This is a genomic window from Streptomyces sp. NRRL S-1813 (assembly GCF_000719605.1).
GTDB classification, from domain to species: Bacteria; Actinomycetota; Actinomycetes; order Streptomycetales; family Streptomycetaceae; genus Streptomyces; species Streptomyces decoyicus.
The window spans coordinates 60,277-78,668 of record NZ_JOHB01000024.1 but is presented as its reverse complement, the minus strand read 5'-3'; the positions used below and the strand labels follow the sequence as shown (position 1 = coordinate 78,668).

The window sequence follows — 18,392 nt, the reverse complement described above, 5'->3', positions numbered from 1 at the left end:
ACCATAACCCGGCCATCGAACATTCGTACGAACGCCTGCCGAGGGGTGCCCCCGCCCGTCCGCCGATCAGCCCCACCCGATCTGCACACCCCCACCACCGACCTGAAAATGGCGGAGCAAAAGCACCGACAGCACCGGACCGGCAGCCGGAAGTGCGGCGAGGAGCGACCCATGGCCACGACGGACGACGGCGCCCGCACCACCTTCCTCAGGGAGGTGAAGAGCGCGGTGACGCCCCATGCCTCGCTGCTGGTGCTCGGCGTGCTGGGGCTGATGATCGCGTTCATCACGTCGTACACCGGCGCCTTCCACCACCCCAAGCCGGCCGATGTGCCGTTCGGCGTCGTCGCCCCCGCGCAGGTCAGCGGGCAGCTGGTGGGCAAACTGGACCGGCTGTCCGGCTCCCCCCTGGACCCCCGCGCGGTGCCCTCCGAGCGGGCCGCGCGACAGCAGCTCGCGGACCGGACGATCGACGGCGCGCTGATCGTCGGCCCGCGCGGCCGCCCCGACCGGCTGCTGGTGGCCGGCGGTGGCGGCGCCTCCCTGTCCCAGGCGGTCGAACTGGTCGTCCGCGCGGCGGAGAAAGCCGAGCACCGCACCGTCCGCACGGTGGATGTGACCCCGGCGGCCCGGGGCGACAGCCGCAGCCTGTCGTCCTTCTACCTGGTCGTCGGCTGGTGCGTCGGCGGCTATCTGTGCGCCGCGATCCTCGCGATCAGCGCCGGGGCGCGGCCCTCCAACGGACACCGGGCGGTCATCCGGCTGGCCGCGCTCGCCCTGTACGCGATCGTCGCCGGACTGGCCGGCGCGATCATCGTCGGACCGGTGCTCGGCGCCCTGCCCGGCACCTTCTTCGGGCTGTGGGGGCTGGGCGCCCTGATCGTGTTCGCGGTGGGCGCCACCACCCTGGCCTGCCAGGCCCTGCTGGGCATCATCGGCATCGGCCTGGCCATCCTGCTGATCGTCATCCTCGGCAACCCGAGCGCGGGCGGCGCCTACCCCTACCCGCTGCTGCCCCCGTTCTGGCGTGCCATCGGCCCCGCCCTCCCCCCGGGGGCGGGCACCTGGGCCGCGCGCTCCCTCGCCTACTTCCACGGCCGCGCGGTCACCGGCCCGCTCCTGGTGCTGTCGGCCTGGGCGGTGGGCGGCACCTTGATCACCCTGGCACTGTCGATCTTCCGCAAGAAGGGCGAGACCCCCTCATGACCCTCTCCGCCAACCGGCTGTCCGACCCCGCGGTACGTGCCCTGGTCACGGCCCTCAACAGCAACGACGAGCAGGCGTTCTTCGCCGCCCTCACCCCTGACGCCACCATGTCCGACGACGGGTCCGACCGGGATCTGCGCGAGTGGTGCGAGCGGGAGATCTTCACCACCCGCGGACACATGGATGTGCAGTCCGAGTCCCACCAGGGACTGTCCCTCGTGGCGGACTACCGCAACGACACCTGGAGCGAGATGCGCACGCGCTGGCGGTTCACGGTGGCGGACGGAAAGGTCAGCCGGTTCGAAACGGGGCAGGCTTGAGGTCGGGGGGCGTAGGGGGCCCGGCGCCCGATAGGACGTGGGGGCCTCGGTACGGGAGGGGCGCGGCGCCTCGCTTTTAGGGGCACCGCTGAAGGAGCCGGCGTCGAGATAGCGGTACTCAGGCGGAGTGGCCGTCTCCAGGGACACGAGACGCGCGAAGCGAGCCCGCGACTTGGACGGCAGAAGGAACCCGATCTGCTTTGTGCGACGGTCCATCATGACCGGGCCGAGCGGCATTTCGCGGCGTACCAACTGGTCGAAGGTCTCCATGCCCAACCGCTGGCTCATGACCACCACATCGAAGAGGCGCCCGGCCGGCAGCACGTACGGGCGCCTGGGGTCATCCGCCCAATGAGCCCGGCACATCACTGGATCGTCAGCGACAGCGGACAGCCACTGAATGCCTCGCCTCGTCATCCTCTGCACGTCATCCCACCTCGGTCGGCAACTGCGGCGGCTCGTCTGCCGCGGTGCAACCAGACTCCTGCGTGAGGCTCTGAGCTGGGCAGATGACGAGAGGTGACGGGGGATGACGAGCATTGCACGATCGCGTCATCCCCCATCAGGGTCCGAACCGCGGGCAATCCGCCGGAGTCGACACGCGACGCGTGTCAGTTCCCTAGATTCAGGAGCAGGAGCGGGCATCGCCCACATCGTCCGGGGAGGCGATCACCACGAAATCGACGCCGATGTCGTTCGGGCCTCTCCTGCTGCGTGCCCGGAAGAGCCGCGGTTGGAGTCAGGCCCGGCTGGTCCATGAAATACGCCAAGTCGCCACTCGTCATGGCCAGTCGCTCCCAGCCGATGCGAGCGTGAAACGGCGCATCGCCAGTTGGGAGAACGGCCACAGTGCCCCGGATGAGTTCTACGGCCCGGTGGTGTGCGAAACCCTGGGGATGTGCTCCGCTGAACTGGGACTGGGCCACCTAACCGGCCAGGATTCCGTTTTCCTGGACGCCGGCTACCCCGCCAGTCCCGACGCTGCCATTGCGAGCGTGGACCGCCTCTGGCGGGCGGACCTCAACGGCTATGCTCCCCTGCTTCAGGCCCAGGCATCCGAGCCCGCATGGAGTGAAGCGTCGTTACGGTGGCTTGTTGCTCCGGAGGCAGCATTCCCCAAGACGATGGGTGATCGAGGGCCGCGTGTGGGCCTCGCCGACGTCGCGGTGATCAAGTCGACCTGCGACATGTTCGCCCAGCTCGATGACCAATTCGGCGGAGACCATGCTCGACACTCCGTGATCCAGTACCTCAGCCGGGACGTAGCGCCTCTACTCTCCGGCCGGTACACCGAGTTTGTGGGGCGCGTCCTGTTTTCAACCGTCGCCGAAGCCACCCTGCTGGCAGGTTGGATGACATACGACGCATGCCGCCACGGACTTGCGCAGCGGTACTTTCTCCAGGCGCTCAGGCTCGCTCAGGACGGCAATGACCGGCGCCTGGCCGGGAGCATCCTGTCCGCGATGAGCCACCAGGCCACGTTCCTGGGCCAGTTCACCCACGCTGCCACTCTCGCTCGCGCGGCCCTGATGGGTGTCTCCGCTGTTGCCACTCCGACCCTGCGAGCGCAGTTCCACGCGATGGAGGCTCGGGCGCTGGCACGCACAGGTGACCGGCACGCGTGCGAAAGTGCGCTCGCCGCAGCCGCCGAGGCGCTGGAGAGCTGCAACACGGACGACGAGCCCGAGTGGATCACCTACTTCGACGCTGCCGAACTGGCAGCGGAAGCCGCCCACTGTTTCCGTGACGTGCGCAGCGCTCGTCAGGCCGTCTCCCACGCGGAAAGCGCAATGAGCGGCAGCCACGTCCGCAGCGACTTCTTCGCCACCATGGTCCTGGCCGACGCCCACCTCCACGCCGGCGACGCCGAGGAAGGTTGCAACGTCGCCCTGGACGCCCTTGATCTCGGGGAACAGCTCAGGTCCGCGCGATGCGTCGCCTACCTTGCCGAGTTCCGCCAACACCTCGCGGTGTGGGGGCCTACCGCCGCCGTCCGCGAGTTCCACGAGCAGGCCGCGGAACACCGTTTGTGGATCGCAAGCGGGCAAGCGCTGACGACTTCGTAGCCGTCAGGTCAGAAGGGGCTCCAGTCCCGGCGGCTGCCCCCGGTACGGAGCGCATGCATCCGGCGGCCGAACTCGGTAGCAGACTTCTCGCTGCTTCCGGCTTGCTGGCCCATCCACAGCACCATCATCAGCTCACGGATGTCGGCCAGCACCGAGTAGCCGGGCCAGTTCATGATGTCGAATCCGTAGTGGTGGACGAAGCCTTCGTACTCACTCCGGCCATGCCAGCAGAAACGGTCGTAGTAGATCGCTGTAAGGATCAGGTCCCACTCCCGCGGTGCCAGGCAGAAGCCGTCCAGGTCGATCATGATGGCCTGGCCGCTGCGGTCCCGCAGCACGTTGCCGATGTTGGCGTCGCCGTGAATCACTCCGTACGGCAGCACGAAGTCAAGCCGGTCGTACTCCTTGCCCAGTCGCCGAGCCCGCTGCTCCAGGAACACCGCGTCGTTCGCCGAGACGCCATCGAGTGCCTCGAACGAGGACCACACCTTGGCGAATGGATCGAAGTACGGCAGACGCAACGACTCCGGCTCCTCAAGCCAATGCAGCCGCCGCAGCAGGCCTGCCAGCTCGGTCACCGTCGCGTACTCCTCGCGATCCTGGGCACTCTCCCAGAACGTGACGACTCTGCCGCCGGCCGACAGCGGCTGACGCACATCGGGCAGCGCTCTCGTTGCCGGGTAGTCCTGCGACTCAAGCCAGCGGGCCACCTTGACAGCCCGCTCCATCTCGGTTGCCGCATCGAGATCACGCGCGATGCGAACGATCACTGGAGCAGCCGACAGCCGGTACACCGCGTTCGAGCCGAGCCGCAGCAGTTCCGCCCCGGTCGCGTCAATCCGGGCCTCTGCACATGCTTCGCGGAGCACGGCCTCCACGCCCTCCGCTGTGAACTCCCGGAGTGTGTCTGGACTCTTGCCGGGGTCCGAGATCATGCGATCGACCGTACCGGGCCGTGCCAGATCCGTGCCAGATGGCAGGGGCACGGGCGGACAACGGCGGGCGGCCGGCGTGGTGATGTTGCAGGCTGGGCCCAGCTCAGGTCAGCGCCGTGGTCACCGGAGCACCCTCCTAGAGCGGGTGTCGCAGGTCCGCATCCTGCCGGGGCACCAGTTCAGAAGGGTCTGACACCAACGGCGAAGGTCACTCACGGCCGGGGCGGCTCTTGAGCAGCCTGTCCATGTGGCTGATTCCGCGCTCCCGCACGTCACCGGAGTCGATCTGCGAGACTGGGAGAAACATGCCAGCGCAAGCAGCGGTTGACATCGCCTTCAGGCTGGCCGGTTAACCGGGCGAACCGGAGCGCATGACGGCCGGATCTCACCATCACGTGGGAGGCATCCGATGCCCTTCATCGACATCAAGGTGATCGCAGGGGTATTCACCCCCGAAGAGAAGCAGAAGATGGTCGAAGATGTCTCCGAGGCGTTGATCGCCATCGAAGGTGAGGCACTGCGACCGGTGACGCATGTGGTGGTCACCGAGACGCCCAGTGGCGAGTGGGCAATCGGCGGTAAGGCCGTGACAGCCGAAGACGTTCAGGCCAAGAGGGCCGGCTAGGGCCTGTCGTTTGGATCAGGCTGGGTGACCAGCTCGGGCACGCAGAGCGCGATGTCGTCGATGCGGTGACGGAGCTGTCCGACGGGGAGTGCGGCCGGCTCACATATGCGTTCCGCCGTCGATCCGGATCTCCGTGCCGGTGATGAACGCACCGTCCTGCGAGGCGAGCATCGCGATGACCCCCGCGACCGTCTCCGGGCTCGCGAAACCCTCACCGATCGCCGGGACGAGCTTGCTGAACAGGCTCATATCGGCGTCGTCGGGCAGCCCCGGCACACCGCCGCTGGTCATGCCGCTGGCGATGGAGCCCGGCGCCACGCACACCGCGCGCAGCCCCTGCTTGCCGTACTCGCTCGCGATGGCATGCGTCATGGACTGGATGCCGCCCTTGCTCGCCGCGTACGCCGACATGTACGGGTGCGCGAACGAGGCGGAGGTGGAGCTGAAGTTGACCACGACCGGCGCCCGGCCCCCCAGGAGCGCGGGCAGCGACTCACGGATCATCAGGAACGTGCCGGTCAGGTTGATCGAGATGATCTCGTTGAAGTCGTCCAGGCCGGTCTCGTGGGTGTGCGAGGCGCGCAGGATCCCGGCCGCGTTGACCAGGACGTCCAGACCGCCGAGACCGGCCACCGCGGCGGCGACGGCGGTGCGGACCGCCGTCTCGTCGGCTATGTCCAGCACCGTGGTCTCCAGCCGCCCGGCCGTACCGTCCGCCGCGGCACGGTCCGCGGTGCCCCGCAGACCCGCCGCGTCGATGTCCGCCGCCACCACCCGGCCGCCCTCGGCGAGGATCCGGTGGACGGTGGCCCGGCCGATGCCCGAACCGGCTCCGGTGATCAGGGTGCGGCGGCCGTCAAAGCGGTTCATGGTCCAGCTCCGTCCTTGAGGTACCCCGGCACGATATGCCCAGACGGCACAGTGTGCCAATTTGGCGTGACGTGCCAATACCGGCGTGTTCTTCCGTAAGCTGACGCCATGCCCACCGCGCCCCACCCCGCCCCCCTCCCCCGCCCTTCGCTCACCGAGCGGCGCAAGGCCGGGACTCAGCTGGAGATCGCCCGTACCGCCGCGGCCCTGTTCACGGAGCGCGGCGCCGCCGTCACCGCCGACGACATCGCCCGCGCCTCGGGGGTCGCGCTGCGCACCTTCTACCGCTACTTCCGCACCAAGGAGGACGCAGTGGCACCGCTGCTCGCCGTCGGGGTACAGCAGTGGATCGACGACCTGGCCGCCGCCTCCCCCGGCCCGGACGCGCCCGCCGTACACGAGGTGCTGGAACGCACGGCCCGCCGGTCGCTGACGCCCGCCGACGAACCGGCCGTGGACGCGCTGCGCTGGACCCGTGGGCTGCTGCGGGCCATGCCGGCCGATCCCACGCTGCGCGCGGTCTGGCACCGGGTCCACCACGAGGCCGAGGAGGCACTGGTGCCGGTCCTGGCGCGGCTGACCGGCGCGGGACCACTGGAGGCACGGCTGGCCGCGGCCGCCGCGAACACCGCGATGAGGGTCGCGGTGGAGGAGTGGGCGGCGGGCGGCGGGGCGCCGGACGGGCCGCAGGGGCCCGCCGCGCTGGTGACGAGGTGCATGCGGATGCTGACGGCCGGGCTCCTGCCGCGGGGCGGGGCGGACGGCCACGAGGAGTGAGAGGCTCCGGCGGGACAGCGGGCGCCGGGCTCACAAACGGGCAAACCCGTGCCCGCGAGCCGGCAGATCCGGGCCCGCAGGACAGCCGGACCCGGGCGGGGTAAGGCGAGCAACGGGTGGCCGGTTCTTACCTCGTCGGAGACGCCGGGCAGCACGGAGGGACCCTCCGGCCCCTCTCTTCAGCCAATCGCCGGAGATCGAAACCCGCCCGAACGGCCGGTCGGCGGCCGGATTTCTTCGTTCCGGGTCCGGGCGGCCCTTGCCAGGAGCATGACCGGAGCGACATCCGCGCTGGCCGCACACCCCGCTTCACCCTGCCGTCGCGCACGCCCTCCGGCTCGTTCGCGCCATTACTCTCAGCTTTCACCCAATGACTCAAAGCGATCGCCTTGTGCCCACTCAGGATGCTTTCGGGATGCGGTTGGGCCAGACTCCCGACCGGTATCTGCACCTTCGAGCAAGGGAGTGTTCGTCATGCGGTACATCACTGGGGCGGTCGCGCTCGGCGCGGCACTGGTCCTGGGCACGCTGGCCACCACCGCACAGGCCGCCGCACCGGCGCAGCCGACGCGGACCGGCGGCCTGTACGCCCCGACGGAACTGGTGCTGACGGTGGGCCAGGGCGAAAGCCGTGCGACCGCCACGGTGCAGCGCGCCGTGACGCTCAGCTGTATGCCGGGGGCCAGGGGCAGCCACCCGTACGCGAAAGCCGCCTGCACCCAACTGCGTGCGGTGGCCGGTGACTTCAACGCGATAACCGGCGCCACCTCGGACCGGCTGTGCACCAAGGAGTGGAACCCCCTCGTGGTCACCGCCGACGGTGTGTGGCAGGGCAAGCGGGTCTCGTACAGCTACACCTTCGCCAACCCCTGCGCGATGAACAACGACAGCGACGCGGTCTTCAACTTCTGACCGGTCCGGCTTGAGATCCCCGGGCACCGGAGGGCGGTGCCCGGGGATCGTCGCGTGCGGCGGCCACCGGGCCGGTGCCGCCCCCGGACGCCGAGTACGTCCGGGAGCCGGCGCCGTACGCCGAGCGGTGCGGTCCGCCGCGCGGGTCAGCCGATCTCCGCGCCGTAGGCCTTCAGGGCCTCCGGGACCGGCTGGAAGAAGGTTTCGCCGCCCTGGGAGCAGTCGCCGCTGCCACCGGAGGTGAGACCGAGCGCGGTCTCGCCGTCGAAGAGCGCGCCGCCGCTGTCACCGGGCTCGGCGCAGACGTCGGTCTGGATCAGACCCTCGACCGTGCCCTCCTGGTAGTTGACGCTGGCGTTCAGCGCCTTGACGGTGCCGTCGTGCACCTGGGTGGTGCTGCCGCTGCGCTGCACCTTCTCACCGACGGTGGCCTCCGCGGCCTTGGTGATCTTCTGCGTGCTGCCGTTGTACAGGTTCACCTCGCTCGGGTGCGCGGTGTCGCCCGTGTACTTGGCGAGGGAGAAGTCGTCGCCCGGGAACTTGGAGTCCTCGGTGGTCGCGATCGCCGAGCCGCCCTGCTTGTCGGACCAGCTCTTGATGTCGTTGCCGCAGTGGCCGGCCGTCAGGAAGTACGGCTGGCCGTCCTTGACGACGTTGAAGCCGAGCGAGCAGCGGGCGCCGCTCCCCCAGATCGCGTCGCCGCCACCGATGAAGGGTTTGAACGCGCCCTTGCTGTGGCGCACCTCGACCTTGTCGCCGAGGGTCTTGGCGACCTTGGTGAGCCGGTCCAGCTTGGTGCCCTTGACCGTACGGTCGGCGGTGACCACGACCTTGTTGCTCTGCGGGTCGATGCCCCAGGACGTACCGGGGATGGTCGCCTTCGACTTCAGCGTCTGCCGGGCCGAGTCCAGCTGGGCAAAGGTATGGGCGACAAGTCTGGCTTCCGCCCCCTTTGCCCGTACGGCGCGGGCCGCTGCCTTGTTCACGACGTTGACCACCAGCTTCTTGGCCTTGGCGTCGTAGAAGGCACCGGCGGTGTCCGTCTTGAGGTGGGAGGCGAGGGTGGTCGCCGCGGCGGACGTCAGCTTGGCGAGCGCGGGGGTGGGCGCGGGGGCCTGGGACGCGTTGGCGTTGGCGAGGGCGACAGTGGCGGTGGCGGCGAGCGCAAGGGCTCCCGCACCTGCGACGATGACGCGCCGGTTGGGTATGCGACGGTGCTTCAAGTCGGAGCCTCCGTGGGGGGAAGAGCCCGGAAACTGTGGGGAGTTGCACGGGCCCGGAGAGTGAGGAGTCGGGGCACGAACGGGTCCGCCCCGACGTCCCGGGGGGGGCGCGTCCATGCCAATGCGCGGAGCAGAGTATTCCCATCCGCCTCACTCGCGCACAAGACCGAGTTCCGGTCCCCCATGCGGGAGTTCACGTTTTCGCCACACGACGGTCACACCCATGTCCGCACACCTCGGTCCCGGGCACGGACATCAGCAGGCACGCGAGGCGCTCGGCGGACGGCAACGTGTGAGGACTATAGCTGGCCGGAAAGCACCGGCCGGGAACCGGCCCCCGCACAGCAGGGATCGCCGTAAGCACCCACACCAACGGGCACTTACGGCGATCAGAGGGATATCAGGGACTTATCGGCGCTCCGCCGCTACGGCAGCTCCTCCGCCTCCGGAAGGTCCTCCAGCTCCGGCGGCAGGGCGCCCTCCTCGACGGCCCCGCGCGAGGCCTCGGGCGCCGGGGCGGCCGGCCGCTGCGCGGCGTCCCGCTCCGCTTCGGCCGCCGCGGTCTGCGCCTGGGCCTGTAGTCCGGAACGCTCCAGGAACCGCAGCAGCTCCACGGGGAAGGGCAGGACGAGGGTGGAGTTCTTCTCGGCGGCCACCGCCACCACGGTCTGCAACAGTCGCAGTTGCAGCGCCGCGGGCTGATCGGACATCGCCGCGGCCGCCTCGGCCAGCTTCTTCGAGGCCTGGAGCTCGGCATCGGCGTTGATCACCCGGGCCCGCCGGTCCCGGGTCGCCTCCGCCTGGCGGGCCATCGACCGCTTCATCGTCTCCGGCAGCGAGACGTCCTTGATCTCCACCCGGTCGACGGTCACCCCCCAGCCGATGGCCGGGCTGTCCATCATCAGCTCCAGGCCCTGGTTGAGCTTCTCCCGGTTCGACAGCAGATCGTCCAGTTCACTCTTGCCGATGATCGACCGGAGCGAGGTCTGCGCCATCTGCGAGACCGCGAAGCGGTAGTCCTCGACCCGGATGACGGCGTCGGCGGCGTCCACGACCTTGAAATAGACGACCGCGTCGACCCGGACGGTCACGTTGTCCCGGGTAATGCCCTCCTGGGCGGGCACCGGCATCGTGACGATCTGCATGTTGACCTTGCGCATCCGGTCGATGCCCGGAACGATCATGGTGAATCCCGGCCCGCGCACCTCGGAGGCCAGCCGGCCCAGCCGGAGCACCACACCGCGTTCGTACTGCTTGACCACGCGCGCCGCGGCCACGAGATACACGGCACCGACGGAGGCCAGCGCCACCCCGGCCGTCACCAGTTCTTCGACCATCACGGCTCCTGACATGTGCCGTACGCCGTCCGAATCACGTCATTTACCATGGTATGCCCGGCCCGGGAAGGCGGTCGAGGCTCGCACCGGGCGCGACCGGGCCCCCGTCCGCCGGCGGACGGGGGCCCTCGTGCTGCCGGAGCCGGGCCCGGCGGTCGGCGCGGATGTCCCTCCGTACGGGCCCCGGCGCGCGCGGGGACCGGTCCGTACGGACGTCAGCCGGCCGGCGTCAGTAGACGCTCACCCCATAGGCGCTCAGCGCCTCGGTGACGGGCTGGAAGAACGTGGTGCCGCCGGACGAGCAGTTGCCGCTGCCGCCCGAGGTGAGGCCGAGCGCCGTGCTCCCGGAGTAGAGCGGGCCGCCGCTGTCGCCGGGCTCGGCGCAGACGGTGGTCTGGATCAGTCCGGAGACGACGTCGCCGCCGCCGTAGTTGACGGTGGCGTTCAGCGCGGTGACCTTGCCGCTGTGGGTGCCGGTGGTGGAGCCGCGGCGGGTGACCGTCTGGCCGACGCTCGGGGTGGCGGCACTGGTGATGTCCTGGCCGCCGACCGTGCCCTCATGGGAGACCGAGCCGGTGTACTTGATGATGCCGTAGTCGTTGCCGGGGAAGCTGGAGCCGACGGTCGGGCCGATGGCGGCACCGGACCCGGTGGTCCACGGCGGGTTGCCGTCGGTGCAGTGACCGGCGGTCAGGGCGTAGTAGGTGCTGCCGCTACGGACGTTGAAGCCCAGCGAGCAGCGCCAGCTGGGGGCGTAGATGGCGTCGCCGCCGGAGATGAACTTGCGGAAGGTGCCCGCGATGCGGTCGATTCGGACCGCGTCGGCATTGCTGCCGGCGGCCCGCTCGATCTTGGCTATCTCGGCCTGGGAGACCGTGCGGTCGGCGGTGACGACCAGGGTGTGGCTCTTGCTGTCGACCCGCCAGGCGGTGCCCGCGACATCCGCCGCGCGTACCGCGTTGCCGACGGCGGTGAGCTGGGTGGCGCTGAACGTCTGTGCGGGGGCGGGGTCCTGGGCGTTGGCGCTCGGGATGGCGATGGCTCCGACGGCCACCAGTCCGGACGCCACGGCGATCAGCCGGGTGCGTCTCGCAACGCCGCTGCGGGGGGTGGTGCGCTCGTTCCTCACTGATTCCTCCGAGGGGGATCGGGGGGCCGCCGGTGGGCAGCCCGTGAGGCGCAGCCGAAGGGCACGCGGGAATCCGCACGTTCATTTTCGGCGTGCCCCTGACAAGCGCTGAGCGGAGTTTCGGGCGCACCACCCCCGCAGCGCAAGAGGGCCACACGAATGTCTTGTGCCGGGTACACGTTCTTCATGGCCTCACCACCCTCAGCACTCCGCCCCGGCAGCCGCGTTGACGGCTGCCGGGGCGGCGCTGACCCCCTCGGTCGGCCCTTGGACGGCTCAGTGGACGATGCGGTTCCGCTCCCCGGCCGGCCGGGCGACGGTCAGGGTGTTCCCGGGCGGCGGGAAGGGACAGCGGAAGCGGCCGTCGAACGCACAGGGCGGCAGCAGGGTGCGGTGGAAGTCGACGGTGACGGTGCCGTCCTCGGCGGCGCCGGTCAGTTGGCAGTCCTGGGCAGGCCGGGCGGGTTGATCCGCGAGGTCTTCAGCTGCTCGCCGGTCAGCCCCCAGCGCGCCAGCACCTTGCCGTAGCGGCCGTTGTCGATGACCTTCCGCAGTGCGGCGGCATAGGCCTTGGCCAGGCCGCTGTCCTTCTTGGTGGTGGTACGCGGCGGTCGGGTTCGGGCCGAAGAAGCCGTCGAGGCGGCCCGATCGGAGCGCGAGGTAGGTGTCGGAGGGCTTGTGGAAGTACTTGATGTCGACCGGTTTGCGGCCGGCCTTCTCGTTCTCCTTGCTCCAGTCGACCAGGATCTTCTCTGGTCGAGCCGGTAGGTCCAGGGCTGCGGCGGCGGCGGTTCAACGGATGACTCTCATGTTCAAAGGACCTTGGAGAGAAAGGACTTGGTGCGCTCATGGTGCGGACGGTCGAGGACCTCGCCGGGCGGGCCCTGTTCGACGATCCGTCCGTCGTCCATGAAGACGACGGTGTCGGCGACCTCACGGGCGAAGCCGATCTCATGGGTGACGACGATCATCGTGGTGCCCTGGTGCGCGAGGTCCTTGATGACGTCGAGGACCTCGCCGACCAGCTCCGGGTCGAGCGCGGAGGTCGGCTCGTCGAAGAGCAGCAGCTTGGGTTCCAGGGCGAGCGCACGGGCGATGGCGACGCGCTGCTGCTGGCCGCCGGAGAGCGTCTTGGGGTAGGCGTCCGCCTTGTCGGCGAGCCCGACCCGGGCGAGCAGCGCCCGCGCGGCCTTGTCGGCGTCCTTCTTCGGCCTACGGAGCGCGGCGACGGGCGCCTCGGTGATGTTCTCCAGCACCGTCAGATGCGGGAAGAGGTGGAAGTTCTGGAAGACGAAGCCGATCTCCGTGCGCTGCCGGAGGATCTCTCGTTCGCGCAGCTCGTAGAGCTTGTTGCCGGCCCTCCGGTAGCCGGCCAGCGCACCGTCCACGCTCACCGAGCCGCTGTCGGCCTTCTCCAGGTGGTTGATGGTGCGCAGCAGGGTGGACTTCCCGGAGCCGGACGGGCCGAGGACGACGGTGACCTCGCCGGTACGGACCTGGAGGTCCACCCCGTTGAGCACCGCGAGCGAGCCGAAGCTCTTGTGGACCGAGCGGATTTCGACCATCGCGCCCTGCGCGCTCATCGGGTGGCTCCCTTGGAGAAGTGGCGTTCGACGTAGTACTGGAGGACGGAGAGCACGGTGGTCAGCAGGGCGTACCCGGCGGTGGCGACCATCAGCCGGGGCACGCCCCTGCCGTTCCGTCCGTAGATGACCTGGACCTGGTGGAAGAGTTCGCCGATCGCCATGACGGAGACGATCGAGGTGCCCTTGAAGAGGGAGATGACCTCGTTGGTGGCGTTCGGCAGGATCGAGCGTGCCGCCTGCGGCAGCACGATGCAAACGCATCTGGACGCACTCCGCGCACCGCAGGCGCGGGCTGGCCCGGCGGGTCCTGGACGCCCTGGAGCGGGAGGCCGCCGGCCGGGGCTGCACCCGCGTCTTCCTGACGACCGGCCCCCGCCGGCCGGAGGCCAAGGGCCGCTGTCTCGCGGCGGGTTACCACCCCCTGTTCGACCTGTCCGCCGCCCCGGAGTCGATCGGCCCGCTGCCGTTCGAAAAGCACCTGGAGATCCCGCAGCCATGAGCCTCACCACCCCCGCACCACCGCCCTGCGCACCGCCGCGGTCCTGGCCGCCGCGGCCCTGGCGCTCACCGCCTGCGGCTCGGGCGACACGTCGGGCGCGGCCGGGGCCGCGGGCCCGTCGGCCGCCGACGACAAGATCCCCACCACGGACGTGGTCTCGGGCGTGCGGAAGGACCCGGCCGCGGCGAAACTGCTCCCCGCGGACGTCCGCGCACGCGACAGCCTCTCCCTCGCCACCAGCGTCGGCACCCCGCCCGGTGCGGCCTATCTGGCCGACGGCAAGACCCTGGCCGGCCAGGACATCGACTTCGCGGACGCCGTCGGCAAGGTCCTCGGCCTGAAGATCGACCGCGAGGTGGCGAGCTTCGAGGCGATCCTGCCGGCCCTCGGCAGCGGCAAATACGACGTGGGCACCGGCAACTTCGGCGTCACCGACGAGCGACGCAAGGCCATCGACTTCGTGACGTACATCAACGACGGCCAGGGCTTCGCGGTCCGCAAGGACAGCCCGCTGAAGAAGGTCGGCTCGCTGCGGCAGCTGTGCGGGCTGACGGTGGCCACCAGGGCGGGCACCACCTTCGAGGCGACGCTGGAGGAGAACCGGCAGCGGTGCACCGAGGCCGGCAAGAAGCCGTACGACGTCAAGACCTATGCCGAACAGGGCGCCCTGTGGATCTCGCTCCAGCAGGGCCGCACCGATGTGGTGATGAGCACCATCAACGGGCTGCGCTACGCCGTGCGGCAGCAGCCGGGCCTGCGGTTCCTCAATGAGTTCAAGCGGCTGGACGTCGGCTTCGCGTTCAAGAAGGGCACCCCGCTGGCGCCCGCCGTCCAGGCCGCGGTCAACCACCTGAAGAAGGACGGCACCTACGACCGGATCCTGAAGAAGTGGGGCACCGGCCCCTCGGCCCTCACGACCTCGCGGATCAGCCCGCCGGAGATCCGCTGCCCCGGGGCCGTCAGGCGGTGGGGCATGTGCGCTGGTCCCGCGCACGAACCTACCCGCCGGTCCGGTCCGCCTTCCGCTGACCGCTTGCCGTCAACGGAAGGTCAGGTACCGACCGTGAGGTTCTTCATACTGTCAGTTTCCTTACGGGGCGCGTAAGGTGATGACGCGCCACCCTCTTTGCACCAGATGTGTCACGAACCCCCCGTGCGGCGGCTATCCACTTGGCACACTGTCGGCCTGATGGACGACGATAGGGGTACACACACAGACACCGCGGGTGAGAGGAGGCGTCAATGGGATCGGTGCGCAAGGCGAGCGCCTGGCTTGGCCTCGTCGACGACAGTGATGACGAGCGCTACTACGACGACGACTACGCCGAGGGACCCGATGCCGGCGACTCGGGCAACAGCCCCTGGGTCACCGACCCCCGGGTCCTGGTGGCCGACGAGGTCGCCCAGGACCAGGGCACCCGCATCGCCACGGTCACTCCGGAGAGCTTCCGGGACGCCCGCGGCATCGGCGAGCTCTTCCGGGACGGCGTCCCGGTGATCGTCAACCTGACGTCCATGGAGTCCGCCGACGCCAAGCGGGTCGTGGACTTCGCGGCCGGTCTGACGTTCGGTCTGCGCGGTTCGATCGAGCGCGTCGCCACCCGGGTGTTCCTGCTGACCCCCGCCGACTACAAGGTCGTCAGCGGCGAGGCCCGCGCCCACCGCAACGGCGGCTTCTTCAACCAGAGTTGAGCGCGACCCGCGTGTTCCCGGCCGGGGGCCCCAGGGCCCGCCCCGGCAGCCACCGGTGTGCGGGCCCCCGGACAGTGCGGCGACCGGCGTCAGCGGGCGAGGCCGCTCACCGGAAGGCGTCGAGACCGGTGAGCGCCTTGCCCAGCACCAGCTGGTGCATCTCGACGGTGCCCTCGTAGGTGAGCACCGATTCCAGGTTGGTCGCATGCCGCATGACGGGGTACTCCAGCGAGATCCCGTTGGCGCCGAGGATCGTCCGGGCCGTACGGCAGATCTCGATCGCCTCCCGTACGTTGTTCAGCTTGCCGAAGCTGATCTGCTCGGGGCGCAGCCGCCCCGCGTCCATCCGCCGCCCCAGATGGTGGGCCAGCAGGATCCCCTTGTGCAGTTCGACGGCCATGTCGGCGAGCTTGGCCTGGGTGAGCTGGAAGCCGCCGATGGGCTTGCCGAACTGCTCCCGCGTCTTCGCGTAGTCCAGCGCCGCCTCGAAGCTGGCGCGGGCGGCCCCCATGGAGCCCCAGACGATGCCGTAGCGGGCGTGGCTGAGACAGCCGAGCGGGCCGCGCAGTCCGGTGACCTCGGGGAGCACCGCGTCGGCCGGCAGCCGTACCTCGTCCATGACGAGTTCGCTGGTCACCGAGGCCCGCAGGGACCACTTGTGCTTGATCTCGGGAGCCGAGAACCCCGGGGTGCCGGTGGGGACCACGAACCCGCGGATGCCGTCGTCGGTACGGGCCCAGACCACCGCGACCCCGGCCACCGAGCCATTGGTGATCCACATCTTGCGCCCGTTGAGCACCCAGTCTCCCCCGCCGTCGCGCTTGGCGTAGGTCCGCATCGCGGCGGGGTCGGAGCCGACGTCCGGCTCGGTCAGACCGAAGCAGCCGATGGTCTCGCCGGCCGCCATCCCCGGCAGCCACTGCTGCTTCTGCTCCTCGGAGCCGAAGCGCCAGATCGCGTACATGGCGAGCGAGCCCTGGACGGAGACCAGGGAGCGGATGCCGGAGTCGGCGGCCTCCAGCTCCAGACAGGCCAGCCCGTACTGGACGGCGGAGGCACCCGCGCAGCCGTAGCCGGTCAGGGACATCCCGAGCGCGCCGAGGGAGCCCAGCTCGCGGGCGAGCTCACGGATGCCGGGCAGTTCGCCGCGCTCGTACCAGTCGGCGATCTGCGGCAGGACACGGTCGGCGGCCCAGCTGCGGACGGTGTCCCGGACGGCACGGTCCTCGTCGGTCAGCAGGTCGTCGAGGCCCAGGGGGTCGCTGGGGTCGAACGAGGGCGGCTTTGCGGACATGGCGGGGCCTCCGGCGGGTTCAGCGCGAAAAACTAGCAGTGGTAGTTATTTCGCTTCCGACGGTACGGCCCGCGGTGCCGCGCGGCAAGAGTCACCGCCGCGCGGCGGGCCGGGGACACACAAGAAGGAGAAACCCCGGGTCAGCGGCCGGAGCTCGCCGGGGCGGGCTCGCCGCTGCCACGGCCGGCGCCGGCTGGGTGGTCGCCCGGAGCAGGCTCCCCGTCGGCCTCCGCCCGCTCCGTGGAGTCCGCCGCCCGGCGCGGCAGCCGCAGCGCGATCCCCGCGCCGACCAGCAGCAGCACGGCGCTGGCGACGAGGGTGATGTGCAGCCCGCGGACGAAGGACTCCCGGGCCGTCTCGCGCAGCGCGGCCTTGGCCCCCTCGCCCAGACCGGCGGCCACCTTGTAGGCCTCGCCGAGGGAGTGCGCGGCCGAGGCGGAGACCCGCTTGGAGACACCGTCGACATGCGCCAGGCCCGGGGCGTAGGCGGCGTTCATGACGCTGCCGAGCAGGGCCACACCGATACCGGCCCCGAGCTGGTAGGAGGTCTCCCCGATCGCGGCGGCGCCGCCCGACTGCTCGGCAGGCGCCTCGCTGAGCATCGACTCGTACGACCCGAACAGCGTGGACTGGAAGCCGAAGCCGAGCAGCACGAAGCCCAACGACAGCAGCCAGGGGCGGTCCTGGCTGCTCATCGCGGTCAGACAGAGCACCGCGACGGCGGTCAGCACGAAGCCGAGCGAGACCATCGCGCGCGGGCCGAGCGCCTGGAGCATCTTCGAGCCGGTCAGCCCGGCCGCCATCGCGGCGAAGACCAGCGGCAGCATCCGCAGCCCGGTCTCCAGCGGGCTCAGCCCGAGGACGAGCTGGAGGTACTGGACGGCGATCAGCTGGAGGCCCACCAGAGCGAGCATGGCCAGCACGATGCAGGTGACGGAGGTGCCGAAGGCGGGCCGGGCGAACAGCCGCACATCGATCAGCGGGTGTTCGCGCCGACGCTGCCGGCGTACGAAGAGGACCAGCAGCAGGATGCCGAGGACGATGGGCAGGAGCGTGGTCAGGCCCACCACGGCCTCGCCGCTGCCGATCCGCTTGACGCCGAGGACGATGCCCAGCACACCGAGCGCCGCGACGATCGCGCCGATCACGTCCCAGGGGCCGTTGCGCTCGCCGCGCGACTCCGGCAGCAGCCATCGGCCTATCAGCAGCATCGCGGCCATCATCGGGATATTGATGAGGAAGACCGACCCCCACCAGAAGTTCTCGACGAGGAAGCCGCCGAGGACCGGACCGACCGCGGCGCCGACCGCGGCCACCGCGCTCCACACACCGATGGCGACCGCGCGCTCGCGCCGGTCGGGGAAGACCTGCCGCAGGATCGACAGCGTCGCCGGCATGATCATGGCGCCGCCGATGCCGAGCAGGGCGCGGGCCACCATGAGGATCTGCGGGTTGGGCGCGAGCGCGGCGGCGGCCGAGGCCAGCCCGAAGAGGCCGTAGCCGAGAAGGAGGATGCGCCGGCGGCCCACACGGTCGCCGAGGGTGCCGAAGAGGATCAGCAGCGATGCCGCGATCAGCGGGTAGACGTCGACGATCCAGAGCAGCTCCACCGGGCCCGGCCGCAGATCTTCGGTGACGGAGGGCACGGCGACGTAGAGGATCGTGGTGTCCAGCGCGACGAAGAGCAGGCTGACGCAGAGCACGATCAGCACGGTCCAGCGATTCGCACCGCCGCCTGTGAGCCGGGGTCCACCAGCCGTCCGTCCACTGCCGGACGCGGTCGTCCCGGACATGCAGCACCTCCAGTCATGCTCTCGCGGCCACGGATCAGGGCGCGAAAACGCCCCGGGAAGAACCGGCGGCACAAGCGAGTAGGGACGTCAGACTACGCGAGTCCCCCAGGGTGCCGCGTGGCTCACCT

Annotated in this window: 15 protein-coding genes and 5 pseudogenes; 9 read left to right on the top strand and 11 right to left on the bottom strand. The window is 70.2% G+C overall.

What is annotated here, in order from left to right; translation table 11 throughout:
- Nucleotides 1-171: 171 nt before the first annotated feature.
- From IF67_RS0127700 to IF67_RS0127690, 3 genes are all read left to right on the top strand, one after another.
- A complete protein-coding gene (locus IF67_RS0127700; protein WP_030990175.1) occupies nucleotides 172-1,206 on the top strand; it encodes a membrane protein in 1,035 nt (344 codons plus the stop codon).
- A complete protein-coding gene (locus IF67_RS0127695) occupies nucleotides 1,203-1,526 on the top strand; it encodes a hypothetical protein (protein WP_030990173.1) in 324 nt (107 codons plus the stop codon). The genes IF67_RS0127700 and IF67_RS0127695 overlap by 4 nt, the downstream gene beginning before the upstream one ends.
- An 812-nt stretch (nucleotides 1,527-2,338) precedes the next feature.
- Nucleotides 2,339-3,592, top strand: coding sequence for a hypothetical protein (locus tag IF67_RS0127690; RefSeq protein ID WP_030990171.1), 1,254 nt, complete (start codon nucleotides 2,339-2,341; stop codon nucleotides 3,590-3,592).
- Between the two features lie 8 nt (nucleotides 3,593-3,600).
- On the opposite strand, the gene IF67_RS0127685 is transcribed toward IF67_RS0127690, so the two are convergent.
- Entirely contained in the window at nucleotides 3,601-4,527 is a 927-nt protein-coding gene (locus IF67_RS0127685) for a phosphotransferase family protein (RefSeq protein WP_030990169.1), read from the bottom strand.
- Nucleotides 4,528-4,936: 409 nt separating this feature from the next.
- Between IF67_RS0127685 and IF67_RS0127675 the strand changes: the two genes are divergently transcribed.
- Nucleotides 4,937-5,152: a tautomerase family protein gene (locus IF67_RS0127675; RefSeq protein ID WP_030990167.1), complete on the top strand. Its 216-nt coding sequence runs from the start codon at nucleotides 4,937-4,939 to the stop codon at nucleotides 5,150-5,152.
- A 99-nt stretch (nucleotides 5,153-5,251) separates the two neighbouring features.
- Here IF67_RS0127675 and IF67_RS0127670 read toward each other — a convergent pair whose 3' ends face one another.
- Nucleotides 5,252-6,022 (bottom strand): SDR family NAD(P)-dependent oxidoreductase, encoded by a 771-nt coding sequence (locus IF67_RS0127670; RefSeq protein WP_030990165.1) that lies wholly within the window; start codon nucleotides 6,020-6,022, stop codon nucleotides 5,252-5,254.
- Nucleotides 6,023-6,130: 108 nt separating this feature from the next.
- On the opposite strand from IF67_RS0127670, the gene IF67_RS0127665 reads away from it, so the two are divergent.
- Together IF67_RS0127665 and IF67_RS0127660 are read left to right on the top strand one after the other, a co-directional pair.
- Nucleotides 6,131-6,799: a TetR/AcrR family transcriptional regulator gene (locus IF67_RS0127665; RefSeq protein WP_030990163.1), complete on the top strand. Its 669-nt coding sequence runs from the start codon at nucleotides 6,131-6,133 to the stop codon at nucleotides 6,797-6,799.
- A gap of 474 nt (nucleotides 6,800-7,273) precedes the next feature.
- Nucleotides 7,274-7,711: a subtilase-type protease inhibitor gene (locus IF67_RS0127660; RefSeq protein WP_030990161.1), complete on the top strand. Its 438-nt coding sequence runs from the start codon at nucleotides 7,274-7,276 to the stop codon at nucleotides 7,709-7,711.
- Nucleotides 7,712-7,857: 146 nt separating this feature from the next.
- On the opposite strand, the gene IF67_RS0127655 is transcribed toward IF67_RS0127660, so the two are convergent.
- The 7 genes and pseudogenes from IF67_RS0127655 to IF67_RS0127630 form a co-directional block, all read right to left on the bottom strand.
- Nucleotides 7,858-8,934 carry a S1 family peptidase gene (locus IF67_RS0127655; protein WP_030990160.1) on the bottom strand — a complete coding sequence of 359 codons (1,077 nt, stop codon included), beginning with the start codon at nucleotides 8,932-8,934 and terminating at the stop codon, nucleotides 7,858-7,860.
- Between the two features lie 425 nt (nucleotides 8,935-9,359).
- Complete coding sequence (locus IF67_RS0127650) at nucleotides 9,360-10,271, bottom strand: slipin family protein (protein ID WP_030990158.1); 912 nt, start codon at nucleotides 10,269-10,271, stop codon at nucleotides 9,360-9,362.
- Nucleotides 10,272-10,500: 229 nt separating this feature from the next.
- On the bottom strand, nucleotides 10,501-11,400 hold the full coding sequence (locus tag IF67_RS0127645; protein ID WP_030990155.1) for a S1 family peptidase: 900 nt from the start codon (nucleotides 11,398-11,400) through the stop codon (nucleotides 10,501-10,503).
- Nucleotides 11,401-11,676: 276 nt separating this feature from the next.
- Nucleotides 11,677-11,826, bottom strand: a pseudogene (locus IF67_RS43240) (DUF1684 domain-containing protein); the annotation flags it as partial.
- Nucleotides 11,827-11,834: 8 nt separating this feature from the next.
- A pseudogene (locus tag IF67_RS45255) lies at nucleotides 11,835-12,153 on the bottom strand (ABC transporter substrate-binding protein); the annotation flags it as partial.
- Between the two features lie 59 nt (nucleotides 12,154-12,212).
- Nucleotides 12,213-12,983, bottom strand: a complete 771-nt coding sequence (locus IF67_RS0127635) for an amino acid ABC transporter ATP-binding protein (RefSeq protein WP_030990154.1) — start codon at nucleotides 12,981-12,983, stop codon at nucleotides 12,213-12,215.
- Nucleotides 12,980-13,240: pseudogene (locus tag IF67_RS0127630) on the bottom strand (ABC transporter permease subunit); the annotation flags it as partial. The gene IF67_RS0127635 and the pseudogene IF67_RS0127630, both read right to left, overlap by 4 nt.
- On the opposite strand from IF67_RS0127630, the pseudogene IF67_RS42075 reads away from it, so the two are divergent.
- From IF67_RS42075 to IF67_RS0127615, 3 genes and pseudogenes are all read left to right on the top strand, one after another.
- Nucleotides 13,231-13,485 (top strand): annotated as a pseudogene (locus IF67_RS42075) (GNAT family N-acetyltransferase); the annotation flags it as partial. The pseudogenes IF67_RS0127630 and IF67_RS42075 overlap by 10 nt on opposite strands.
- Nucleotides 13,486-13,510: 25 nt before the next feature.
- Nucleotides 13,511-14,431 (top strand): annotated as a pseudogene (locus tag IF67_RS0127620) (ABC transporter substrate-binding protein); the annotation flags it as partial.
- A gap of 296 nt (nucleotides 14,432-14,727) precedes the next feature.
- The gene (locus tag IF67_RS0127615) at nucleotides 14,728-15,177 is read left to right on the top strand and encodes a cell division protein SepF (protein ID WP_030990148.1); all 450 of its coding nucleotides are present in this window, start codon (nucleotides 14,728-14,730) and stop codon (nucleotides 15,175-15,177) included.
- 106 nt (nucleotides 15,178-15,283) lie between these two features.
- Here the strand turns inward: IF67_RS0127615 and IF67_RS0127610 are convergent, their stop codons facing one another.
- Both IF67_RS0127610 and IF67_RS0127605 read right to left on the bottom strand, forming a co-directional pair.
- Nucleotides 15,284-16,471, bottom strand: a complete 1,188-nt coding sequence (locus IF67_RS0127610; RefSeq protein ID WP_030990146.1) for an acyl-CoA dehydrogenase family protein — start codon at nucleotides 16,469-16,471, stop codon at nucleotides 15,284-15,286.
- A 140-nt stretch (nucleotides 16,472-16,611) separates the two neighbouring features.
- A complete protein-coding gene (locus IF67_RS0127605; RefSeq protein ID WP_051818666.1) occupies nucleotides 16,612-18,264 on the bottom strand; it encodes an MFS transporter in 1,653 nt (550 codons plus the stop codon).
- Nucleotides 18,265-18,392 lie beyond the last annotated feature (128 nt).

Excerpts from the sequence above, each read along its gene's own strand:
- IF67_RS0127700 (WP_030990175.1), top strand. The coding sequence starts at position 172 with ATGGCCACGACGGACGACGGCGCCCGCACCACCTTCCTCAGGGAGGTG.
- IF67_RS0127695 (WP_030990173.1), top strand. The coding sequence starts at position 1,203 with ATGACCCTCTCCGCCAACCGGCTGTCCGACCCCGCGGTACGTGCCCTG.
- IF67_RS0127685 (WP_030990169.1), bottom strand. The coding sequence starts at position 4,527 with ATGATCTCGGACCCCGGCAAGAGTCCAGACACACTCCGGGAGTTCACA.
- IF67_RS0127675 (WP_030990167.1), top strand. The coding sequence starts at position 4,937 with ATGCCCTTCATCGACATCAAGGTGATCGCAGGGGTATTCACCCCCGAA.
- IF67_RS0127670 (WP_030990165.1), bottom strand. The coding sequence starts at position 6,022 with ATGAACCGCTTTGACGGCCGCCGCACCCTGATCACCGGAGCCGGTTCG.
- IF67_RS0127665 (WP_030990163.1), top strand. The coding sequence starts at position 6,131 with ATGCCCACCGCGCCCCACCCCGCCCCCCTCCCCCGCCCTTCGCTCACC.
- IF67_RS0127660 (WP_030990161.1), top strand. The coding sequence starts at position 7,274 with ATGCGGTACATCACTGGGGCGGTCGCGCTCGGCGCGGCACTGGTCCTG.
- IF67_RS0127650 (WP_030990158.1), bottom strand. The coding sequence starts at position 10,271 with ATGGTCGAAGAACTGGTGACGGCCGGGGTGGCGCTGGCCTCCGTCGGT.
- IF67_RS0127635 (WP_030990154.1), bottom strand. The coding sequence starts at position 12,983 with ATGAGCGCGCAGGGCGCGATGGTCGAAATCCGCTCGGTCCACAAGAGC.
- IF67_RS0127615 (WP_030990148.1), top strand. The coding sequence starts at position 14,728 with ATGGGATCGGTGCGCAAGGCGAGCGCCTGGCTTGGCCTCGTCGACGAC.
- IF67_RS0127610 (WP_030990146.1), bottom strand. The coding sequence starts at position 16,471 with ATGTCCGCAAAGCCGCCCTCGTTCGACCCCAGCGACCCCCTGGGCCTC.
- IF67_RS0127605 (WP_051818666.1), bottom strand. The coding sequence starts at position 18,264 with ATGTCCGGGACGACCGCGTCCGGCAGTGGACGGACGGCTGGTGGACCC.